This window comes from Exiguobacterium sp. 9-2 (assembly GCF_036287235.1).
GTDB lineage: Bacteria > Bacillota > Bacilli > Exiguobacteriales > Exiguobacteriaceae > Exiguobacterium_A.
In genome coordinates, this window is sequence record NZ_CP142850.1 from 1,789,287 (window position 1) to 1,812,005 (window position 22,719).

Consider the following 22,719-nt stretch of genomic DNA (forward strand, 5'->3'; position numbering starts at 1 on the left):
ACGCGTGTATGCTTCCGGCGAGAATCGAACTCGCACTGCAGCATTACCATTGCTGAGGTCTGCCATTAACCTACGGAAGCTTGTAAAATCTGTTTCTAGTATAACTTATAAAAAAAGACAAGACAAGAAGTCGACGTGATTTCCACGCAACTCCTTGTTACTTTTTTACAGTGTCGTTTTTGTTAATGAATTATCATAGACGACTAAAACCGAATAATGTTCATCCGCTTTAGACGCGACGAATGTTGAAAACTTCAACGTAATGATGGCGTTTGACCCAACACCATTGTTCTCAAAAAATTCGTTCAATCTTTCTTCTAATTCTTCAGGCGTTCGCCCGACAACTACTTTAGAATGTAACATGATCATCACTCCGTTCTGTTATGGTAGGTTCGAGTTAAATAATTGCCTGATCGAATAAATGTTAAACCTTTTATTTTCCGACTTGCTCCTTCCTCTCTTTATCCGCTATGGTGAAATGGAGCAGTTTAACCTAAAAAGAATAGGAAGTGAAGTCTGATGGAACAGATTAATTTCGATGAAACGATTGAGAAACGAAATACAGGATCCGTCAAATGGGACGGACTTCATTCACTTTATGGATCCGATGAGCTGATTCCGATGTGGGTCGCCGACATGGATGTCCGTCCACCGCATCATCTCACAGAACGGTTGACAAGACGTGCTGCTACAGGTCATTTCGGTTACTCGATGTTTGAAGAGGAAGCAAAACAAGCGATTCAACATTGGTTTCTGAAGCGATATGACGTAACGATCACTACCGATTCCATTCTTTATTCGAACGGTGTTGTTCCAGGACTTGCCCATACAGTCCTAGCGCTAACTGAACCTGGTGATTCAATCATCATCCAGACACCTGTCTATCCACCATTTCATCAGATCATCCAGTCTAACCAACGGCAGATCGTTGAGAATCCACTTCTTTTAGAAGAAGAGACGTACCGGACGGATTTCTCGCTTCTCGAACAACAAATGCAGACTGCGCAGATGATGATTCTGTGTAGTCCTCATAATCCAAGCGGAAAAGTCTTTCCTAAAGAGGAATTACAGCGCATCGTAGCACTCGCGAAACAACACGATGTCTACCTTGTATCCGATGAAATTCATGCGGATCTCGTCTATAAGGGTTCTGTGCACACACCAATTCTTGCCTTAGATTATGAAAAAATCATTTTGGTCAGCGCACCATCCAAAACATTCAATATTCCTGGACTTTACGCGTCTTATTTGGTCGTACCAGACACTTCGATTCGTCAACGGATCGAGGGTGTCCAGCAACGTCATTTTGTTCATCCAAACGCATTGGCTTCAACTGCTATTTCGGCGGCGTACGGAGATCATGCGAGTGAGCAATGGTTATCGCAACTCCTTGTTTATTTGGAAGACAATCGTGACCATGCCGTCCGTCGTATTCGTCAAGAAATGCCGAAATTAAATGTCATCATTCCAGAATCTACATTCTTGTTGTGGATTGATTTCAAAGCACTTAATCTCGATAGCAAAACGCGCGCCGATTGGCTCGTTAAGGAAGCAAAACTCGCTTTGACACACGGTTCTTCATTCGGTTCCCATGGAGAAACGTTTGAACGCTTAAATATCGGTTGCCCTCGCGCACAGCTCGATCAAGCTCTAGACCGCTTAAGCGCTGCGTACGAACGATTTTGGAGCAATTAATTTGACTCGAATGACCTTAAATCATTAAGGTCATTTTTTAATGCAGTGAATTATTCGGAATATTTTGATTAGAAGAACTTTAATAGGGACTAAAACCGTTTCAATCTCTTGAGGCACTAGGCATGGTGGCACTTTTCCTGAAAATGAAGTGGCTTGCAAAGTCGTTTTATCCTCTGTAAGGTGGGGAACATATCATTTGGCGAACAGGTCAATGTATGCTTGATCGTAAAAAAACTATTGTATTTGGAGGATTTAACTTTATGACGCAAGAATGGATTTCAATCATTCTGTATCTTGTTCTCATGTTGGCAATCGGTTATTTTGCCTACAAACGAACGACGAACACAGAGGATTACATGTTAGGCGGACGCGATCTCGGTCCTGGTGTTACAGCACTTTCTGCTGGTGCATCGGATATGAGTGGATGGATGCTCATGGGACTTCCCGGCGCCATGTACGCGACAGGTGTTTCAGCACTCTGGCTCGCACTCGGATTATTGATTGGATGTTACGTAAACTATTTAGTACTCGCTCCACGTTTCCGACTCTATACGGAAATGGCAAATGACTCGATTACAATTCCTGATTTCTTAGAGAATCGTTTTGAAGACAAATCACGCGTGCTTCGTACTGTGTCAGCACTCGTCATCATCATCTTCTTCACGTTCTACACATCAGCTGGAATCGTTTCAGGTGGAAAATTATTTGTCAGCTCATTCGGATTTGATTACCACTATGGTATGCTCTTGACGATTGCGGTCGTAATCGCCTACACCTTATTCGGCGGTTTTCTCGCAGTTAGTTGGACCGACTTCGTCCAGGGCTGTATCATGTTCATTGCACTCGTGCTCGTTCCTGTCGTTGCATTGACCGACGTCGGCGGAGTCGATGGTGCATTCAACTATGCTGAAAAATTAGACCCTTCGTTGTTTGATCCATTTAAAGGGACAACAGTTCTTGGAATCATCGGATTCCTTGCTTGGGGACTTGGTTACTTTGGTCAACCACATATTATTGTTCGTTTTATGGCGATTCGCTCTGTCAAGGACTTAAAAAGTGCTCGTCGCATCGGTATTGGATGGATGTTCATCTCTATCATTGGTGCCATGATGACAGGTCTAGTTGGAATTGCCTATTTCGAAGGACAAGGGAATGGACTAGGTGATCCGGAAACAGTCTTTATCCGTTTCTCGGATGTACTATTCCACCCGTATATCACAGGGTTCTTGATGGCTGCGATTCTCGCGGCAATCATGTCGACGATTTCCTCACAATTACTTGTCACATCAAGTGCGTTGACAGAAGACTTTTACAAGACGTTCTTGAAAAAGAATGCAACAGATAAACAACTCGTCTTTACAGGTCGAATTGCTGTTCTTGTCGTAGCTATCGTTGCGAGTATCCTCGCTTGGAATCCGTCAGCGACAATTCTTGCACTTGTCGGTTACGCTTGGGCTGGATTCGGTTCTGCCTTTGGTCCGATCATCTTGCTTTCCCTCTACTGGAAACGGATGACGAAACAAGGCGCATTAGCAGGTATCATCTCAGGTGCCTTGACTGTCATCATTTGGGTGCAACTCGGGCTTAGCACGACGCTTTACGAAATGGTACCTGGATTCTTCACCAGCTTGATCTTTACGGTCGTCGTCAGCTTGATGACGAAACAACCGGTCAGTGCCGTTCAGGAAACGTTCGAAGAGATGGAAGACGAATTAAAAGACGCTATTCAATAATCACTATCAACAGTGAGACCTCTGCCGCAAAATCGGCAGAGGTCTTTTTTGACTTACAGTTCAATCACGCCATAATGCAACTTCGACGTCTTACGCTTGGATCGTTCAAATCCAAAGCGCTCAAACAGCGGGCTCTCATAATGTGCTTTTAATACGATGCGCTGACGTGCCACACGCTTCGCCTCAATCATCGCTTCAACAGATAAGGCTTCATAATTCGCAAGTTTTCGTAAAGCGTCGAGATGTGTCGATTCTTCAACAGTCTGTTCAAACATGGGGTCAAAGTAGATGACATCAAAGCAATTATCCGGACATTCTTTCAAAAATGCGAGATGGTGTCTGACTTTTACTTCGATTCGTCGCATCGCCTGATTGATTGGTTCGTAAGATTCTTCCCAGCGTTTTAATCCGTCCTTGACGACAAAGGCTGTCTCAGTCTTGCTTTCTAGACCGATGATCCGCCCCTGCTCTCCAATGGCATGACTCATGACAATCGCATCTGCACCTAAACCGAGTGTACAATCTAACACATGCATCCCTTCTGATAGGCGTCCCATCGCAACGAGAGGATCTCTTCCACCTGCATCAATTTGTTTGATGCGAAAGACCGCACTTGAAGGATGGAAAAAGAACGATGTCGTTTCGCCTAGTGGGTATAAATCTAGTCGTTTCTTATCGACGACTAATACCGGCAATCTCGTCTCCTGTTGTAGGTGTTCTATGCTTTTTTTTTGCCGTGCGATATAGACGAAGTGTATCGTCTCATCCGCTAATAACTGCTTCACACGATGATGCACGACGTCAGTCGGACGAAGACACGTCGTCAGTCCAATGGTTGGTTTCATACTTATTTCCCCCATAAAAAATAAGCCAGCCGCAGCTAGCTCATTTCTTTTTCTTCAATAATCCTTCAATATCTTCGATCAATGCTTTTTTCGAAATCAGGTCTTCTTGCTTTTCCTGTTCGACTTTTGCATCGACCGTAGTCCGTTTCATGAGAGCTTGAAGTGTCTCATCGATGCTTGACTTCAAATGATCACGATCTTCTTTGTTAAGAGAAAGATCATGTTGTACTTCATCCCCTTGTTCATCTAATTGGCGTAAGCGTTCCGTCAATTGTTTCGCTTCACGATTCAAGTCCGAATACAATCGTTCGATTTGCTCTAAACGCAATTTGATTCCGTCACGTTCTGTGAACACGTTTCCAGCCCCTTCCAGTATGCAGTTGTCTACATCATTACTTTACCATATTTCGAGGTAATTAAAACAATCACAAGATGATTACAAAATGATTTTTTTAAATTTCTTCCTGCGGATCGGTTCCAGTTAATTTTTGCAATTGCAAGGAGGGTATCGCTATAATGTAAACGAAGCATCAATTGGGATGAGGGAGGATTTTGTGATGGAATTAAGACGTCGAGCATTACGTCATGTCGATCAAGCTGAGTACGACCATTTCTTGAAGTATGGCGAGCAAGCATATGGGCTGTCTCCGCAAGAAATCAAAGGGTATGACCATGAGCTTGGAGAAGAGCGAGCTTTTGATTCCGTCGAGCACAGTTATCCTGAAGATTACTACTTTGATATCGTTGAAGCAGATACGATCGTCGGGCGGGTTCTACTTTTGAAAATGGGTCACTATTTTCAACTCGACTTTATGGTGTTTGATCCTTATACACGACGTGGTATAGCTACTCAAGCAGTTGCCGAAGCATTAAAGCATTCGGGAGTACTAGATCGTCATGAAGTACGCGCGCGTGTTCTCGATCAATCACCACACGCTTTTTACGCGAAACGTATTTTAGAAGCAAATGACTTTACGTCGATTGAGAACTATTACGTCAAAGGGAGACGACGTCGATATTCTTTACAACGACTCGGTTGAACACTATCTGAAAGACCATGAGATTCATGGTCTTTTTTATATTGGTCACATATGTAACTCACCTTTGACAGGCGATCGATTTCAGCGTACAATTTTCATCTGTATGAACAGAAAGGAGTCTACCTCATGAACGAATGGTTATGGATCCCTTCCATTTTATTAACGATGGGATTATTGATTTTCAGTTATTATCTATTTGGAAAGACCGGATTGTTGATGTGGATTGCCATCGCAACAATCATTGCAAACATTCAAGTCACACAAACCGTCGATATTTTTGGTTTCGTCTTCACGTTAGGAAATGTCGTTTATGGCAGTTGTTATTTAGCGACGGATATTCTCAATGAGAAATATGGCAAACAGGTCGCTCGAAAAGGTGTCTATATGGGTTTCTTTTCCTTGATCACGACGACCGTCCTCATGCAATTCAGTCTCTTGTATACCCCACTCGCCGATAAAGCAGCACTCGAAACATCTGATTCTTTACATCTACTATTCGGACTCCTGCCATGGATTGCTGTTGGTAGTCTTGCCGCTTATCTCGTGTCGCAATTGTTTGATGTCTTCATTTATTCGAAGATTCGTCAAAAGACAGGCGAACGAAAACTTTGGTTACGGACGACGGGATCAACTGTATTAAGCCAACTACTCGATACGTTGACATTTTGTGCGATCGCCTTTCACGATATGCCATTCTCTATTTGGTGGCAAATCTTCATTACGACATATCTCGCAAAATTCGTCGTCGCCTGGTTCGCGACACCATTCATGTATTTAGCAAAGCGCATCCATCCGACGAAACGATCAACAGATGCTGCAGCCTGATAAAAAAGACTAGAAGAGTTTTGCGAATTGTCGGATAATGGGAATGGAGGTGCCTAGATGAAGATTAAACGTAATGAACCGTTTCGCTATACATTGAAAACACCCGTAACGGGCGAGTTTTATTTGCTGAAAAATGAGCAACGGACACCAAAAGGCTTGATGAAGATTCATAACATCTCACCAAATGGAATGGCAATCACTACTGCATTAAAACTGCCTCTTCAAAAATCAATGAAAATCGTTGTTGAGTTCTCGTTAATCGAAGGGCACGAGCCGCTCTGCATCGATGGATTTTTATTGCATGAGAAGCCTTCTGGTCCTGAGCGGTTGTACGGTATCCATCTTAATTCGACAATAACTGATCGCGAAAAAATTATTTCACAAGTGAAACAGATCGTGCAATTAGAACGGTCACTTCATAAAGACTAAAATGGCATCGCCCTACATTTGTAAGGGCAATGCCATTTTTTTTATCAGAAAATTTAAGCGTCAAACGTTCGGAAAACGACAGATTCATATGGCCGTAATGTCAAGCCATCCGATGTATTGGTGTCAGCGTAGTTACCAATCACGCGATCCGTTGTCGCGTGAGAAATCGGTACATGAATGTCATGATCTGCAAACGAACAATAGATATACCACGTTTCTCCTTCAAGCGTCCGCGAATACGCGTAGACTTCCGGATGATCTTCAAGTAAGAGTTCATAGCGACCGTATACGACGAGTTCATGATCATGTCGTAGTCGAATCAATTGCTGGTAGTAATAGAAGATGGACTGTTCATCGGCAAGCGCCTGTTTCACATTGATGTCTGGATAATTCGGATTGACCTTCAACCATGGTGTTCCAGTCGAGAAACCAGCATTTCCCGATGCATCCCACTGCATCGGTGTCCGCGCATTGTCGCGTCCTTTGATATGGATGGAACGTAGTAGTTCCGCCGGTGATGCTCCTTGTGCCGTACGTTCTTTCCACATGTTCCGAATTTCGATATCTTCATAGTCCGTAATGTCTTCAAACGCGACATTCGTCATTCCGATTTCTTCGCCTTGATAGATATATGGCGTTCCTTTTAGAAGGTGTAAGAGCGTAGCGAGCATTTTAGCTGACTCGACGCGATACGTCGTATCATTACCAAATCGACTGACGACTCGAGGTTGATCGTGGTTGTTCCAATAGAGGGAGTTCCAGCCTGTTTCATGCAACGCTGTTTGCCATTTGGTGAAATTTTGCTTGAGTTTAAGCAAATCAAACGGAATGACATCCCATTTTCCGTTCGGACCTGAATCAAGATCCATATGTTCGAACGTAAAGACCATGTTGACCTCTTTACGTGCCGGATCCGTGTAAAGAATGGCATCATCTGTTGTTGCTCCTGGCATCTCACCGACTGTCAGGACATCGTACTTTCCAAACGATGCTTCGTTCATCTCATGTAGAAATTCATGGACACGCGGTCCATTGATATAGTGTTCTCCACCATCTCCATACAATGCTCCTGGATGGACCGTCGCATCGGGTAATCCAGGTGTCTTTGAAATCAAGTTGATGACATCCATCCGGAAACCATCGATTCCTCGATCTAACCAACGACGGATCATCCCATAAACCTCTTGACGCATCTGTTCATTTTCCCAATTCAAGTCAGGCTGTTTTTTCGAGAATAGATGTAAGTAATACTCATTTGTTGACTCATCATATTCCCATGCAGGACCAGAGAAAATCGAACCCCAATTGTTCGGTAATGAACCGTCTGGATTTGCTGGACGCCACATGTAATAATCCCGATACGGATTGTCCTTGCTTTGACGCGATTCCGCAAACCACCGATGTTCATCCGACGAATGATTGATGACGAGATCCATGACAATTTTGATATCTCGTGCATGCGCTTCATCTAGAAGACGATCAAAATCATCCATTGTTCCGAATTCCTTCATGATGGCTTCATAATCTCGGATATCATATCCATTGTCGTCATTCGGTGAATCATAGACTGGACTTAACCAGATGACGTCGATGCCAAGTGTCTTCAGATAATCCAATTTTTCAACGATTCCGTTTAAGTCACCGATTCCATCTCCATTCGAATCCTTGTAACTACGAGGGTAAATTTGATAAACGACACTATCATGCCACCATTTACGTTCCATCTTCTACACTCTCCTCTTTTATGTACCTGTCGTGCTACATATTGAGCAAACGATTGCATCAATTTGTAAAAGCGCTTTCAATTCTCACAACCTCATCTTAACATGTCCATAAGAGGGTGCTCAAGTGAGAACTTTTACTTATTTGATATCATGGAATATGAAATAGGGGCGTTTACCACATCTAACATAATGGGAAAGAACGGTATGAGGAAGGAGTGTGGGCGAATGTATCGTCGGTATTTGCTCTTCTTGGTCTGGGCGATTGCCATTGTCTTTATCTTGTTATTTGGAAATAATCGTGTCTTTCCGGAAGGTTTCTTAATTTCATTTTTACGTTTCGATCAAAGTCAATTTGATACTTCCGCATTAAGTTTGTTTGCTTTACTTGGCATTTATCCATTTGCTTTCTTTTTATTATTTTTAGATGAAAAACGATTTATGCGACCAGGACCGCTCGTTGCAAGCATAGGGTCGTTCTTTTTAGGTGCATTCGTTTTAATGCCCTATGTCGCACTCGCTATTCCAAGGAAAACCTTTTTACCGTTTCAGCGTCGAGGTTGGATTCCAACTGTCGTCGCTTTACTGAGTGTCGTGACGACATTATTGCTTTGGCTTGCCCTCGCACGTGCCGATTGGAATATTTTCCGTATTTATTTCGAGACGAATCAATTTGTTCGAACGATGACAGTCGATTTATTACTGTTTTATATTCTTCAGGTTTATTTATTACGACGCATTCGTCTTCGAAATGAACAATCATTGCAATGGCAAGACGGCATTCCTCTTTTTGGTCTATTCCGCTATCTGTTCACAAGACATCTGCCAGCTTCCTCAAAATCGTGATGGTTTATGGTACAATGGAAATTGGATTTTTTTAAAAGGAGCTGTCATCCGATGGAACAATATCATGCACTTTGCGAACACATTTTGGAACACGGAACAAAAAAGGAAGACCGGACAGGAACGGGAACGCTGAGCGTGTTTGGTCACCAAATGCGCTTCTCCCTTCAAGATGGCTTTCCGCTTATCACGACGAAAAAGCTACATATGAAATCAATCATCCATGAGTTGATCTGGTTTATTTCGGGTGATACGAATATTCGTTACTTGCAGGAAAACGGAGTGCGCATTTGGAACGAATGGGCAGATGAGAATGGGGATTTAGGACCTGTGTATGGGGCACAATGGCGTTCTTTCCCACGTCCTGACGGAACAACGGTCGATCAACTCGCACAAGTCATCGAACAAATCAAGACGAATCCGGATTCCCGTCGTTTGATCGTCAGCGCTTGGAATCCTGGACAAGTCGATGAGATGGCGTTACCTCCATGTCATCTCTTGTTCCAATTTTATGTCGCTGACGGAAAACTGTCCTGTCAGCTGTATCAACGTTCTGCCGACGTCTTTTTAGGCGTACCGTTCAATATTGCATCCTATGCCTTACTGACACATATGATTGCTCATGTGTGTGGACTCGAAGTCGGTGACTTCGTCCATACGCTCGGAGATGCCCACATCTACTCGAACCATGTGGAACAAGTCAATCTTCAGTTGACGCGTACCCCTAAAAAATTACCGACGCTGCGCTTCGCTCGAACAGTCGATCGTATTGAAGACTTCCGCTTCGAAGATATCATCATCGAAGGATATGATCCTGATCCGCATATTAAAGGTGTAGTGGCTGTATGATTACACACATCGTAGCGTACACGAAAAATCATGTCATCGGACGCGATAATGCCATGCCGTGGCACCTTCCATCTGATTTAGCACACTTTAAGCGTACGACGCTTGGTAAACCGATCATCATGGGGAGAAAGACGTTCGAATCAATTGGACGCCCGTTACCTGGTCGAAAGAACATCGTCATCACGCGTGATCAAAATTATGTAGTAGATGGCGTGACAATTTGGCATGATTTATCTACCTTACACCCATATGTTGATTCAGAGGAAGAAGTCTTTTTGATTGGTGGAGGAGAATTATTCGCTCAAACACTTCCTCTCGTACGGCGCATCTATGTAACAGAAATTGATGCGACGCTTGAGGGAGATGTCTATTACCCCGAGATCCCGTCTACTTTTCAAATCACGTCTGAAACGCATTATGATGCAGTAGAAGGAAATGATTACTCCTTTGTCATTCGTCAATATGATCGATCATTATAAAACCAGCCTCTTCCATCCGAATAGCGGAAGGAAAAGGCTGGTTTTTTTACGGTATTTGCATAATCCACTCTGTGATCCATTCTTCCACTTCTTGATCTACATGAGTTAACATCACATAATCGGTAGCACCTCGAGATAAGGCTTCTGCAAGACGATCATCTTCTTGTTCCGTCACGACCAAAACATCAATGATTGAATCTCGTTGTTTTCTCCATTCTTCTAGTCGCAGAAAGTTCTCGATCGCTAATTGATCAAGCGAAAGAATCGCCAGTTGTAGTTGTGTTGTCTGCTGATCGTCTAATGGAACCACTTCGAAGTGGTATTTGGGATGATCGGGTAGATCCAACTGACGGACTTGTTTAAGCAATCTTTCCTCGACACGGATAGACACAGATAATTTTTCAATCGATATTGCCGTAGAGTAGGAAAGGACTTGGTTACGTCCATTACGTTTTGCTTGATATAACGCTTCATCTGCCTCCGCCGTCGCTTGAGCAAGCGTCGTATGTATATCAAATGAAAAGGATAGACCAATCGAAACAGTAATTTTTAATCCATTCGCAAAAACATGTCGTTCGATACGTTCACGTATTTTATTCATATTAGCGATTGCTTGAGGCAATGTTTCTGCTGAAAACAGTAAAATGAATTCCTCACCACCGAAACGAATGAACTCATCGTCGAGACGAGCCGCTTGTTGAACGACGGTCGCTAGTTCGGATAGGACTAAGTCTCCTGTCGGATGTCCATGTAAGTCATTGATTCGTTTGAAGTGATCAAGATCAAAAATCGCTAATCCAAATGTTCGTTGTTCACGTTCTAAACGTGCTGTGCGACGATCAAATGCATTCTGAAGGTATTTCCGATTATAAGCCCCTGTCAATTCATCGACCAAAATTGTTGACGATACAACTCTCAGTTTTCGTAAAAGTCGCGCAAGGCGGACATGACGTTCTTCATTCCTCACAGTTTCATCCCAATAATCATCGGCCCCCATCTCATAACTACTTTGTCGGACTTCTGATTGGCTCGGACCGACGATGATGATCGGAACGAATGCGGATTCCATCTGCTTCATGAGCTTTTTGAACACTTCCACTGAATCAGTGATACATGCATAATCGATGATGACGGCGTCCATCGTAATGTCGTGTGACATTGATAAGGTATCTTCTACCGAGCTAAAAAAACGTGACATATAGCGCGCTTGTTCCAGTGACTTTTTCCATTTAATATTCTCAAGAAAACGTTTTGTCACAGTGACGACTAATTCCTTTCGGACCCGGTTAGCACGTGAGCGCGCTGATAACTGATCGACGATAGGTTGCAATAATTCTTTGACGCTTGACTGATCAATGACAACGTCTACTCGTTCCCAAGTAATTTTTTCATGGCTTACTTGATCGGCGAGTCCCTTAAAGACTTCCTCTCTGCCGAGTCCTTCCATCCAGCTCGCCAATGCAAGCAATTCTGATCGTGGTACAGCCGGCATCCGAAGTAATGTCTCTACCATGTTGATCGTTTGCTGTAATTGTTTTTCTGCCCGCTTTCGATTTTGCTCCATGCAATTTCCTCTCTTTCTATAGATCCGAATAACGTTTCTCGGATAAAGAGAAAGCGAGGGAATATCCCCCGCTTTTTCAACTCATGCTTTTAAGTTCGGACGAACCATGTCTGCTGGTACAATCCATTGATCATATTGTTCTTCTGTTAGTAATCCTGTCGCAAGTGCCGCTTCTTTTAATGTCGACCCTGACTGATGCGCCGCTTTCGCAATTTTTGCCGCATTCTCATATCCGATATGCGGATTGAGCGCTGTTACGAGCATCAGTGACCGTTCGACGTTCTCAGCGATGACGGACTGCTCAGGTTCAATGCCGATCGCACAATGGTCATTGAACGAATGCAAGGCGTCTGTAAGTAAACGAACGGATTGAATAAAGTTATACATGATGACCGGCTTGAAGACGTTTAGTTCAAAGTTACCTTGACTTGCAGCAAAACCAATCGTTGCGTCATTTCCGAGGACTTGCGCAGCGACCATCGTCAATGCCTCACTTTGAGTCGGATTGACTTTTCCTGGCATGATTGAGCTCCCTGGTTCATTTTCTGGAATCGTGATTTCACCGATTCCTGCTCGTGGACCAGATGCAAGCCAGCGGACGTCATTTGCAATCTTCATCGCGTCCATCGCTAGTGCTTTGACAGCACCATGTGTGAAGACGAGTTGATCGTGGCTTGTTAAAGCGTGGAATTTGTTTTCCGCACTCGTGAATTCATAACCCGTCTCTTCACTCATCTTCTTCGCTGCCAAATCACCAAACTCAGGATGCGCATTAATCCCCGTACCAACTGCCGTACCGCCGATTGCTAGTTCCGTTAATGGATCAAGCGTCCGTTCGATCATTTGCTTCGAAAGCGCAAGCATCCGGACCCAGCCGCTGATTTCTTGACCAAGTGTGATTGGTGTAGCATCTTGCAAGTGTGTTCGTCCGATTTTAACGATATCCGCAAAAGCCTTTGCTTTTTCATCAAGGGTCGCATGCAGAGCATCGATAGCTGGGAAAAGTGATTCCAATAAGACTGTTTTTGCCGCTAAATGCATCGCTGTTGGATATGTATCATTTGAACTTTGTGATTTATTGACATCATCATTCGGATGAATCGTCGTTTCACTGCCTTGTTCCTTTAATTTGCGTGTCGCGACCCGAGCGATCACTTCATTGACGTTCATATTAGACTGAGTACCTGAACCCGTTTGCCAAACGACAAGCGGAAACTCATCATCGAATTTCCCCGCGATGATTTCGTCACATACTTCAGCAATGGCACCAGCTTTTTCTGTCTCAAGCACACCTAAGTCGCGGTTCGCAAGCGCCGCTCCTTTTTTCAGGACTGCAAAGGCACGAATGACTTCAATCGGCATTTTTTCCGTTCCGATCTTAAAGTTTTCTAGACTACGTTGTGTTTGTGCGCCCCACTCCTGCGCTTCCGGTACACGAATTTCCCCCATCGTGTCACGTTCTACACGGTATTCCATAAACAAATTCCCCCTTTTGATTACTTCTATTCTAGTTTACCGGAAAGCTCGCAGAATGGGAATGAGGGAGACAGTTTTGGGGAATAGTTTATTATCGAAAAGGAGTGAAGATTTCATGTGGTTAATAAATTTAATAATTGTTTTATTATTGATTCTGGCGAACGGTATATTTGCGATGACCGAACTTGCTTTGCTCTCTTCCAAACGATCGAAATTAGAAAAAGCAATGGATGATGGTAAAAAATCAGCCCATGTCGCATTAGAGTTGCTGGATCGACCGACTGACCTGTTATCGACTGTTCAAGTCGGCATCACGTTAATTGGAATCGTCAATGGTGCATTCGGTGGTGCCGCGCTCTCCGGTCCTGTCATCAATTGGCTCGCACAATTCGGATGGATCGCTCCTTATGCCAGTACAATTGGTTATATTCTTGTCGTGACAATCATCACCTATATTTCGCTCGTCATCGGTGAACTCGTTCCTAAACGTGTTGCTCTTGTCAGTCCAGAACGAGTTACGATGTGGCTCGCCCCACCGATGCGCTTCTTCTCGATCGTTCTTCGACCATTCATCTGGGTTTTGAGTAAATCGACGAGTTCCATCTTCCGCTTGATTGGCCTCGATCGATTGCAGACGAAAGACGAGACGGAAGACGAAGTCCGGCAATTACTAATTCGTGGCACGAAAGAGGGAACATTTAATCGTTCAGAAGCTGAGCAAGTTTCTCGTGTCTTTGATTTTCATGATTTATATGCATATGAACTGATGGAGCCCAGAACGGTTACGGAGTGGATTGACTTAGCTGATGAACCCGACACGATCCTACAAGAGCTCCGACAAGCGCGACACCGAAACTTACCGGTCGGTCACGGGGATTTGGATCATTTTGTCGGATTCATCGATGCAAAAGAAATACTATCAACGGAACATCCTGTCAAAGAACTTGAACGATTAATTCAATCTCCACTGATTGTTCCCCGCCAACTGAAAGCAACCGTTTTACTTGAACGGATGCGGAAGGAAACTGTATCGATTGCATTCGTTTTAGACGAGTACGGTGGTTTTCTTGGCATGATCACCTTGTTCGATATTCTCGAAGCATTCGTCGGCGAGATTTCAAGCGTCGAGGAAGAACCGGAACTCGTCATGCGGAAAGACGGTTCGTTCCTAGCGGACGGATTATTGCACATCGATGATTTAAAACGAACGCTCGGCTATACAGATGACTTACCCGGTGAACAGTTAAACGCCTATCATACAGTTGCCGGTTTAATCCTGTATATGTTAGGTGATGTACCAACGCGTGGAAGTGCTGTCGTGATTGGATCATACCGATTTGAAGTCGTTGACTTAGACGGACGTCGCGTCGATCAAATCCTGATTGAGCGAATCGAACATGAACAAACACCCCTTCCATAAGGATAGGGGTGTTTGCCTTCAATTATGCTTCGTATAATCGTAATGCCTCGCGTGCGACGCGATCTGCTTTATTCTCAGACCGCGGAATCCACTTCACGAAGGCGAGTGGTAAGAGTTGATAGCGTTCAAAAGCAGGATCAAAGATCGTCTGCGTTCGTTTATTCTTGACGAATTCACGTTCGACCGCTAATGCAACCGCTTCTGAATCCGTCCGAAACGAAATGACGCTTTCTCCTTGAGTAATTAGTTCGTGCGCCCACTCGACGGCTTTTGCAAATGCGATGAATTCTGCTTCATGATTATTAATTGCTTGAATTTGATACATTTTTTCTGTGACTTCGCCCTCGGAGCTTTTGCTAAACAGTCCAACCGCTGCTTCGTCGTTTGAGGGACGGACCGTTCCGTCAAAATAAAGTTCAACCATGTTCAATTGCCGCCTCGATTCCTTTTCGTATCGCTTGCTCATCTAGCCCTTTTCCAATGAAGACGAGCGTCGTCTTTGGTTGTTCGCTAAATGGTTCTCGGATTGCTGTTCCGTAAATCATCCCTGTCCCTTGTAAGATTACTTTTCGTTCTGTATCTGCAAAATGGATGATCCCCTTATAACGATAGAGATCTTCCGCGTAGGCTTCTAACACCTCACGTAGGACCATACCGAATCGATTTCGATTCAATGGTCGTTCCTCAACGATCGTTAGTGCCGTAAAATCTTCGACGGATTGATGAATCTGATCTGTTTGTTGGCTGAGTCGCACTTGTTCTTCTTTTGGAAAATGGAATGTTTCAAATAGTCGATTTGATTCCAGTTGTCCCTGTTCCGTTTCAATGATGGCTGCAGATGGATTTCGTTCGCGCAGCAAAGCAATCAACGTTTCGCGTTCTGATGCTTTAATTAAATCCATCTTATTTAATACAAGTACATCAGCAAATCCGATTTGTTTCACATTTTCTTGGAACGTCAATTGTCGTTCTAAGTGATACGCATCGATGACTGTGACGACACTTGAAATCTGATAAGACTGTTCAACGGCTGGTTCAAAATAAAATGTCTGAAGAATCGGTCCTGGATCAGCGACACCAGTCGTTTCGATCAATAATCGATCGAATGATAGTTCCCCATCACGGCGACGTTTGGCAATCCGTAGCAATGCATCCCGTAAATCACCTCGAATAGAACAACAGATGCAACCATTTGTCAATTCGATCATCTCTTCATCGCTTCGCTCAATCAATGCTTCATCAATGTGAACAGAACCTACTTCATTGACAAGCAACGCAAACTTCTCTGTCGGTTGAGAAACAAGATGGTTGAGTAACGTTGTCTTACCAGAACCTAAAAAACCAGTAATGACGGTCGTACGTATTTTGTCTTGCATGATTTCACTCCTTAGCGTCCTTGTTGCTGACGCCATTTTTCTTTTCGTGCATCGAGCAGATCAATCGCATGAAGATACCAGGCATCCGCCGTTTGCGGCGTAACACTTGATCCCCACTCGCGTTTCCCATGGTGTGATAATACCATATGCATGAGACGGTGATAGACCGCTCGTGGTAACCGAATATCTTCTTCTCGAAGCGTTTGTTCGAGCACGAAGCATCCGTATGGCATATGTCCTATAAGAACACCATCTGGATCAAGCGCAATACCTGCTAGTTCTTCTTCTTCTTCGGTTACGTGTAACAGTCTCGAAAAACGATCTGTCGATGCACCTGCATGTGTATATTCCCATAGTTTACCGATATCGTGCAATAAAATACCGAGCAACAATTCATTCGGATTCGGTCGTTGATCTAACAGAGCAATTCCTTTTGCTGCTTGATAAAGCGCATCAAAGCTGTCATCCCAAGAAAATTGACGCATCTCTCGTTCAGATGCTTGGAATAGTTCATTTTTGTGATCGGCCTCTGCTTCTTGGATACATTTCAGCAATGTCAAATACGGTTGTTCACTATCACAGATTCCTTGACCAATCGTCATCATACAGGCAGTATGTTTTAATAATCCACCGATATAGGCATGGTGATGAAATAAGGCAGCCGGTCGCGTTGAAAAGTCCGCCCAGTACTGTCTCAGAATCGATAGCGCGATTTCTCGGTAAGGCGTATCTAGTTGATCGATCAATCCAAGTAACTGATCACGATACGTTTCAAGCGACTCCTCTGACGGTAGCTGCGGCAAGAACTGCGTAGGTGAAGCATCATAAATCGGTGTGACGCGTTGAACCGTCAATGATTTATTACCGGATTGCGGCGGATACTCTTCTACTTTTGCTTCGACTCGAACAATTCGTGTCTCGAGATATGGACGGAGTGCTTCTTCTGCTGTTCCTTGATTGATCCATTGTTTTCCTTTACAAGATCCAGCAGGCGAGTTGAATGTAAACTGTAACCACTCTCGTCCGGTTTGACCTGTGCGAATTTCACCCGAGGCAACGAGTAGTACTTCTTCGATTCGCTCACCAGGAACAAGTGTATCTAGCGAAAGTCCAATCGGTTGATTTGATTGATTGATAGAAAAAGCGTCATTTTCATTAGAAGGCATCGTCACTTCTGGAAGCGCCTTGAATAATTGTATCACTTCATCTCACTCCTTTTTCTTCATCCATATCATAGCAGAGACGATTTCATCACGACTACTATCAAACATATATTGTAAGCGTTTTCTAAATGAATTATGATGAACGTGGAAGTCAATTTTTATGCTTAAAGGAGGAGAAACGATGATTCGACCACTTACTCATTTATACAGCGAAGCTGTCGTCACACACGATCAATTGGATCCATCCAAAATCGTGACACGCGACCAGATTCGGCAAGCTGTTCAATCGTATGATCCGTACCAATCGCATACGTCGCATGCACTGGAAGAGTTGTTGCTTCATGAGTTACGTCAGGCATGTCATTGTGTTAAAGAAGAAGGACTATCCTTGGCTGATATGCAGACGGAATTGTTGATCCTCTCTGCTTTCCAATGTGATGCAGGTTATTTAGCAGAAGAAATTCAACATATGTCACCGACCGCTATCAAACGACATCTTTCTACACTTGATGCCGCTTTCAATCGACTATTGCATCAACTGTTTTTACATCAGTCGCAACCAGACATTCTTTGTCAACGGTTTATGACAATCCTCGCGGGTGCAGTCGCTACGAAATGTAAAATCCGTGCTAAGCGTCTCAAGGAAACCATGCTTGTTCATCCATAACAAAAAAATCCTGACTCGTATGAGTCAGGATTTTTCATTCAACGACCTGGCATTCCAGCTCCTTGATTGGTTTTGTATGAAAATGCGGCGTTCCGCTTCGTCATATTCTATTGTCATCATGCCAAACTATTCAAGTCTTGTCAATTCTTTTCTAAAAAAAGTGGACCGATTTTCGATTGAAAATCAGTCCGAATGGAAGAGTGAATAATTACCATGGCAATGCTTGATTTCATCATACAATGCCATGGAAGCGTTTACAACCCTTTTCCGTTAAATTTTTTCAAGAAAATATTCGTTTGCGAGTGGTAAGTGGATGACTTCGATTCCACTTTGTCGCATCAGGTTCAATCCGTCCCCATATTCATATCCTGTCGAATAGACGACACGATCAATTTTAGAGGCAATGAGCGCTAAACTACACGCATGACACGGACTATGTGTGACGTATGCTGTCGCATGACGCGCACTCGTCGAATCGGCAGCTAGCTTACCGAGTGCATTGATTTCAGCATGAATCTCATGCTGCTTCGACCACTCATGATGTTCCTCTTGATTTTCACAACGATAAAAGAGAATCCCGTTTCGTTCAATCGACTCTTCAGTAATCGGATGGTCGGATCTTGATGTATAGAGAATACCCTCTTGCTTTAAGTAAATTTCATTACAATTCACATGCTGACTGGGTGTTCCGTTTATCCCGATCGAAATCGGCTTTTCGTCTTTGACGATGACACAAGCAACGGATTTTGAGGCACATTTTGAATGACGATCTGCCATCATCCGCGCAAATAATAACCATGTTGTGTCCCACTTCAATTGCTTCTCTTCTATATTCATTTAAAATCCTTCCTTTCATGAAGGAAAGGAACACGAAAATTCGTGTTCCTTAGTATGGTCGATTCGGTAATTCTCTACTTTTCGAGGCAACTTCGATGACTTTTTGTTTCAATTCGTTTTCCATTCGTTCTAATTCATGCTCAGCGTCGCGACGTTTTTGTTTTCCTTCTTGTTGAATGCGTAATGTCTCATCAAGTGTCTCAATCAAGTTTTGGTGTGCCACTTTTAATGATTCGACAGAAACGATTCCTTTTTCGTTTTCTTCCGCAATTTCAATCGACGATTCTTTCAGTAACTTCGAATTTTGCTCAAGTAGCTGATTCGTCGTGTTGGTGACATCCTTTTGCATTTCGAGTGCTGCTTTTTGACGTGATAAACTTAAGGATAAGACGACTTGGTTCTTCCAGAGCGGAATCGTATTGACGACTGCCGATTCGATTTTTTCCGCTAATATTTGGTTGTTTTGTTGAATGACGCGAATTTGCGGCGCCATTTGCAAACTGATCGTTCGTGATAATTTTAAATCATGGATTTTCTTTTCGAAACGGTCCGTCAATTGAATCAAGTCATTTAATTCCTGTAACTTCGTCTGATCCCGAGATATCTCGACTTCTGTCCGTAGCGGTTCGATTTCATGCTGACGCACATGAGCGATTTTCGTCTCGCCAGCCGCAATATAGACGTTCAATTCTTCAAAATAACGTTTATTTTTTTGATACATTTGGTCGAGTAAAGTGATGTCTTTCATCAATCCAAATTTCGATCGATCAAGATTGTGTACGACTTCTTCGAGATAAGCACTCATTTTCTCATACTGCAAGAAATACGTTTCTGCTTTTTTCTTTGCTCGCCCAATAACCGGAACGTTCGACCAGAAACTCTTTTTTTCTTGAAGTGTGTCTGGATCCATTTGACGTACACGTTGCATTAAATCACTCAGCAGTTTTCCTGCCTCCCCGCCGTCCTTCATTTTTACTTCACTTAAGACTTGATCGGAGAATTGAGAGAGTTCACGCTGGACGGGTGCTCCAAATTGCATGACGGCATCCGTCTTTTGAAGATCGATTACTTGCAGCAAACGTTCGATCTTTTGTCGTTGTTCTGCTGGAACATCCGAAGGAATCATCTCTTCGACAGGGCGTGCCGGCATTTTAGGAGGTGTCTCCGCTATATTTAGATCGACCGACGGATCAGAGATCGTTGGTTGATCTTGCTCATCAGGCCATTGTTGCCACGTTTCTTTATCAGAATGGGTCATGTCGGTAACTCTCCTCCTGTTTTTGTTGTTCGGTCTCTTGTGCTAGAACCTTTTCAATCGTCAAGAGTTCCCGTTCTAAATCAACGGTATCCCCTTCGAGCAATAAGGTTTGTTGTTGTTTTAATTTTTGACCAATCATTTTCAAATTCGAAATCAGTTGATTTTTCGTATCAACTTGAACTTGGGCACCTCGGCGTTCCAGATCGGCGTATTTTTCTGAAATCGATAATAAGGAATCTAGGTAGAATGTAAAGAAGTCTCGGACTTTTTTGACGTCTCGTGGACTTTCATATAACTCTTCGAACAATACATGGGCTTCGCGTGAAACCATTCGCATCTCACTTCTAATTTCACCATCTCGTATGGAGGGAACGATTTGATCATACGTCTGGATTTTTACAAATCCTTCCTCAATCGTCCGTTGCAAGACTTGAAGTTCTAAATCATCCGTCTCCTCAAAGCGTCGTGTCGCCCGCTCGGGTTTTAAGATGACACTGCCCACAAACTCATCTTCGTCATCGAGTAGTAGTTTCTTTTTGACATTTTTCCGCTTGATTTCGGTCGATTTTCGTTCAGTCCGATATCGTCGTCCTGGTTTAGTCCGGTAACCACTCCAAATGAACCATAACCCAAGTGCGATGAAGATTCCCGAAAAGTTGAACGTATCAGCCAATTGTAAAAATACGAACATCATACCGATGGAGCCAAATATCCACCATGAAGACTTCATATCATCCCCTCTTCCTTCTTGCTGATTCTTTTATCAGGTCTACGTGTCTTTATTTTAACATTACGTAACGTTTAACAAAAAGTTTCCCGTTTTCCCGAAATGTTACGCCTCGTATATTTATATTTCAACATACTTTTGCAGTAATGACATCAGACCGAAGAACGAACTGTTCGCCTTTTTTTATATCAACTCTTACGATAAAGAAGGTAGTCGACACACGTTGTCGACTACCTTCCGAGAGTTTTATTTATATATCATCCAAAAATTGGCCAGATGAGAATAATCAAAATCGCAATCGGACTCAAGTAGCATACGCTTACCCGCCACACAGGAACGATTTTTTTCATGAATGGACTTGTTACTAGCTCCTGCTCGATAAGAGTTCGGTCGAGTTTGTAACCGGCAAAAATTGAAATCAATAAAGCACCAATCGGCATTAGAATGTTTGAGACGAGGAAATCAACACTGTCAAAGAATGTTTTCCCCATGAATTGTGCATCACCTAGAATTCCAAACGAGAGTGCAGATGGAATCCCGACGATGGCGATTGCGAGTGTCGCAAGCCAAGTCGTCCGCTTTTTATCGCGCATCGTCGCGTTTTCTTTTCGATCCGTCAAGGAAGCAACGACGACCTCAAGCATCGCAATCGATGAAGTGATCGACGCGAAAGCGAACAACAAGAAGAACAGTATCAAGAACAACGAACCAAATTGAATTTGGCTGAAGACGGTCGGCAAGACGATAAAGAGTAACGCTGGACCTTCTGCCGGGTCAAGACCTGAAGCAAAAACGGCTGGGAAAATCGCAAATCCTGCTAATAATGAGACGGCTACATTCATCGCAACAATCCATGCTGCCGAACGGTTAATTTCTCCACGTTCCTTCATATAGGATGCATACGTCAGCATCGCTGATACACCGAGCGATAAGGAAAAGAACGCTTGCCCAAGGGCACTCAGGACAGAAGTTCGGTTGAGCACCGAGAAATCAGGCTGAACGAAAAACTTGACGCCTTCCATCGCACCATCAAGCGTTAACGATCGTAAGACAAGAATGATGAAACACACGAATAATAATGGCATCATGATCTTACTCATTTTTTCAATACCAGATTGAACACCACGTAAAACGATCCAACATGTCAGAGCGAGGAAAATCAATTGCCCCGAGATGACATAAAGCGGTGAGGCTGAAATCGTTCCGAACAATTCACCGAGTGCTCCACTATCCATTGTCGTTAACCGACCTGTAAAACCAAGAATGGTATAAATTAAGACCCAGCCTCCGATGACGCTGTAGAAAGAGAGCAACAAGAAACAGGCGATGACACCCAGGACACCAATGAACGTGAACTTCTTATGACCAAGCGCCGAGAACGCTTGAAGTGCCGTTTTCCCACTCGTTCGACCGATTAAAAACTCAGCAATCAAGACAGGCAATCCAAGTAGCAAGGTAAACACGAGGAATAAAAGTAAAAAGGCGCCCCCTCCGTTTGTTCCAGTCGTATACGGGAATTTCCAAATGGCCCCCAGACCAATGGCGGATCCCGCTGCTGCTAAAATAAATCCAACTTTTGAAGCCCATGCGTTTCCTTTCATGGTGCTCCACCTCCTTTTCAAAATACTTTTTCATTGTACAGAAAGAAATCATGAAAGTCATCCTTTATCAAATATTTTCTTTAAAGCGTCAAAGCATAACCGCATATACGCATTGCATGAAAATAAAAAAAGAAGGTCGAATATTATCTCGACCTTCTCTCGACTCAATTT

23 protein-coding genes and 1 tRNA gene are annotated in these 22,719 nt (G+C 43.4%); 10 read left to right on the plus strand and 14 right to left on the minus strand.

What is annotated here, in order from left to right; genetic code table 11:
* Nucleotides 1-9: 9 nt before the first annotated feature.
* Together VJ374_RS09540 and VJ374_RS09545 are read right to left on the minus strand one after the other, a co-directional pair.
* Nucleotides 10-80, minus strand: a tRNA-Thr gene (locus VJ374_RS09540).
* 85 nt (nt 81-165) lie between these two features.
* On the minus strand, nt 166-363 hold the full coding sequence (locus VJ374_RS09545; protein WP_035407347.1) for a hypothetical protein: 198 nt from the start codon (nt 361-363) through the stop codon (nt 166-168).
* 156 nt (nt 364-519) lie between these two features.
* Here VJ374_RS09545 and VJ374_RS09550 point away from each other — a divergent pair, with 156 nt between their 5' ends.
* Both VJ374_RS09550 and putP read left to right on the plus strand, forming a co-directional pair.
* Nucleotides 520-1,695: a MalY/PatB family protein gene (locus VJ374_RS09550; protein WP_329468709.1), complete on the plus strand. Its 1,176-nt coding sequence runs from the start codon at nt 520-522 to the stop codon at nt 1,693-1,695.
* 260 nt (nt 1,696-1,955) lie between these two features.
* Entirely contained in the window at nt 1,956-3,428 is a 1,473-nt protein-coding gene (putP, locus tag VJ374_RS09555) for a sodium/proline symporter PutP (protein ID WP_056062107.1), read from the plus strand.
* Between the two features lie 53 nt (nt 3,429-3,481).
* Here putP and VJ374_RS09560 read toward each other — a convergent pair whose 3' ends face one another.
* Together VJ374_RS09560 and VJ374_RS09565 are read right to left on the minus strand one after the other, a co-directional pair.
* Entirely contained in the window at nt 3,482-4,273 is a 792-nt protein-coding gene (locus VJ374_RS09560) for a class I SAM-dependent methyltransferase (RefSeq protein WP_052018997.1), read from the minus strand.
* 40 nt (nt 4,274-4,313) lie between these two features.
* A complete protein-coding gene (locus VJ374_RS09565; RefSeq protein WP_023468579.1) occupies nt 4,314-4,628 on the minus strand; it encodes a hypothetical protein in 315 nt (104 codons plus the stop codon).
* Nucleotides 4,629-4,830: 202 nt separating this feature from the next.
* Here VJ374_RS09565 and VJ374_RS09570 point away from each other — a divergent pair, with 202 nt between their 5' ends.
* From VJ374_RS09570 to VJ374_RS09580, 3 genes are all read left to right on the plus strand, one after another.
* On the plus strand, nt 4,831-5,313 hold the full coding sequence (locus VJ374_RS09570; protein WP_035407341.1) for a GNAT family N-acetyltransferase: 483 nt from the start codon (nt 4,831-4,833) through the stop codon (nt 5,311-5,313).
* A 126-nt stretch (nt 5,314-5,439) separates the two neighbouring features.
* On the plus strand, nt 5,440-6,138 hold the full coding sequence (locus VJ374_RS09575) for a queuosine precursor transporter (RefSeq protein WP_035407338.1): 699 nt from the start codon (nt 5,440-5,442) through the stop codon (nt 6,136-6,138).
* Between the two features lie 57 nt (nt 6,139-6,195).
* Nucleotides 6,196-6,567 (plus strand): PilZ domain-containing protein, encoded by a 372-nt coding sequence (locus VJ374_RS09580; protein WP_308101709.1) that lies wholly within the window; start codon nt 6,196-6,198, stop codon nt 6,565-6,567.
* 53 nt (nt 6,568-6,620) lie between these two features.
* Here VJ374_RS09580 and VJ374_RS09585 read toward each other — a convergent pair whose 3' ends face one another.
* A complete protein-coding gene (locus tag VJ374_RS09585; RefSeq protein ID WP_329468718.1) occupies nt 6,621-8,291 on the minus strand; it encodes a glycoside hydrolase family 13 protein in 1,671 nt (556 codons plus the stop codon).
* 225 nt (nt 8,292-8,516) lie between these two features.
* On the opposite strand from VJ374_RS09585, the gene VJ374_RS09590 reads away from it, so the two are divergent.
* Genes VJ374_RS09590 through VJ374_RS09600 form a run of 3 tightly spaced genes read left to right on the plus strand, consistent with a single transcriptional unit; the run spans nt 8,517 to nt 10,459 of the window.
* Complete coding sequence (locus VJ374_RS09590) at nt 8,517-9,134, plus strand: hypothetical protein (protein WP_290786570.1); 618 nt, start codon at nt 8,517-8,519, stop codon at nt 9,132-9,134.
* A 51-nt stretch (nt 9,135-9,185) separates the two neighbouring features.
* Nucleotides 9,186-9,980, plus strand: coding sequence for a thymidylate synthase (locus VJ374_RS09595; RefSeq protein ID WP_029341960.1), 795 nt, complete (start codon nt 9,186-9,188; stop codon nt 9,978-9,980).
* On the plus strand, nt 9,977-10,459 hold the full coding sequence (locus VJ374_RS09600) for a dihydrofolate reductase (protein ID WP_329468722.1): 483 nt from the start codon (nt 9,977-9,979) through the stop codon (nt 10,457-10,459). The genes VJ374_RS09595 and VJ374_RS09600 overlap by 4 nt, the downstream gene beginning before the upstream one ends.
* Before the next feature lie 46 nt (nt 10,460-10,505).
* Here VJ374_RS09600 and VJ374_RS09605 read toward each other — a convergent pair whose 3' ends face one another.
* Together VJ374_RS09605 and fumC are read right to left on the minus strand one after the other, a co-directional pair.
* A complete protein-coding gene (locus VJ374_RS09605) occupies nt 10,506-12,023 on the minus strand; it encodes a diguanylate cyclase (protein ID WP_329468724.1) in 1,518 nt (505 codons plus the stop codon).
* Nucleotides 12,024-12,104: 81 nt separating this feature from the next.
* The gene (fumC, locus tag VJ374_RS09610) at nt 12,105-13,499 is read right to left on the minus strand and encodes a class II fumarate hydratase (protein ID WP_035407319.1); all 1,395 of its coding nucleotides are present in this window, start codon (nt 13,497-13,499) and stop codon (nt 12,105-12,107) included.
* 115 nt (nt 13,500-13,614) lie between these two features.
* Here fumC and VJ374_RS09615 point away from each other — a divergent pair, with 115 nt between their 5' ends.
* On the plus strand, nt 13,615-14,919 hold the full coding sequence (locus tag VJ374_RS09615; protein ID WP_035407316.1) for a hemolysin family protein: 1,305 nt from the start codon (nt 13,615-13,617) through the stop codon (nt 14,917-14,919).
* Between the two features lie 22 nt (nt 14,920-14,941).
* On the opposite strand, the gene VJ374_RS09620 is transcribed toward VJ374_RS09615, so the two are convergent.
* From VJ374_RS09620 to VJ374_RS09630, 3 genes are read right to left on the minus strand one after another with little or no spacing between them, the layout of a single operon-like run.
* Nucleotides 14,942-15,343, minus strand: a complete 402-nt coding sequence (locus VJ374_RS09620) for a reverse transcriptase-like protein (RefSeq protein ID WP_035407314.1) — start codon at nt 15,341-15,343, stop codon at nt 14,942-14,944.
* Nucleotides 15,336-16,295 (minus strand): CobW family GTP-binding protein, encoded by a 960-nt coding sequence (locus VJ374_RS09625; RefSeq protein ID WP_329468730.1) that lies wholly within the window; start codon nt 16,293-16,295, stop codon nt 15,336-15,338. The genes VJ374_RS09620 and VJ374_RS09625 overlap by 8 nt, the downstream gene beginning before the upstream one ends.
* Nucleotides 16,296-16,306: 11 nt before the next feature.
* Nucleotides 16,307-17,497 carry an HD domain-containing protein gene (locus VJ374_RS09630; RefSeq protein WP_214854342.1) on the minus strand — a complete coding sequence of 397 codons (1,191 nt, stop codon included), beginning with the start codon at nt 17,495-17,497 and terminating at the stop codon, nt 16,307-16,309.
* Between the two features lie 142 nt (nt 17,498-17,639).
* Between VJ374_RS09630 and VJ374_RS09635 the strand changes: the two genes are divergently transcribed.
* Nucleotides 17,640-18,125, plus strand: coding sequence for a hypothetical protein (locus tag VJ374_RS09635; protein WP_035407308.1), 486 nt, complete (start codon nt 17,640-17,642; stop codon nt 18,123-18,125).
* 270 nt (nt 18,126-18,395) lie between these two features.
* On the opposite strand, the gene VJ374_RS09640 is transcribed toward VJ374_RS09635, so the two are convergent.
* The 4 genes from VJ374_RS09640 to VJ374_RS09655 form a co-directional block, all read right to left on the minus strand.
* Nucleotides 18,396-18,962 (minus strand): deoxycytidylate deaminase, encoded by a 567-nt coding sequence (locus tag VJ374_RS09640; protein WP_056062130.1) that lies wholly within the window; start codon nt 18,960-18,962, stop codon nt 18,396-18,398.
* A 49-nt stretch (nt 18,963-19,011) separates the two neighbouring features.
* Nucleotides 19,012-20,220, minus strand: a complete 1,209-nt coding sequence (locus tag VJ374_RS09645; RefSeq protein WP_035407301.1) for a toxic anion resistance protein — start codon at nt 20,218-20,220, stop codon at nt 19,012-19,014.
* Nucleotides 20,207-20,950 (minus strand): 5-bromo-4-chloroindolyl phosphate hydrolysis family protein, encoded by a 744-nt coding sequence (locus VJ374_RS09650; RefSeq protein ID WP_035407298.1) that lies wholly within the window; start codon nt 20,948-20,950, stop codon nt 20,207-20,209. Before VJ374_RS09650 ends, VJ374_RS09645 begins: the two co-directional genes overlap by 14 nt.
* Before the next feature lie 254 nt (nt 20,951-21,204).
* Complete coding sequence (locus VJ374_RS09655) at nt 21,205-22,548, minus strand: sodium-dependent transporter (RefSeq protein ID WP_035407296.1); 1,344 nt, start codon at nt 22,546-22,548, stop codon at nt 21,205-21,207.
* Nucleotides 22,549-22,719: the final 171 nt, after the last annotated feature.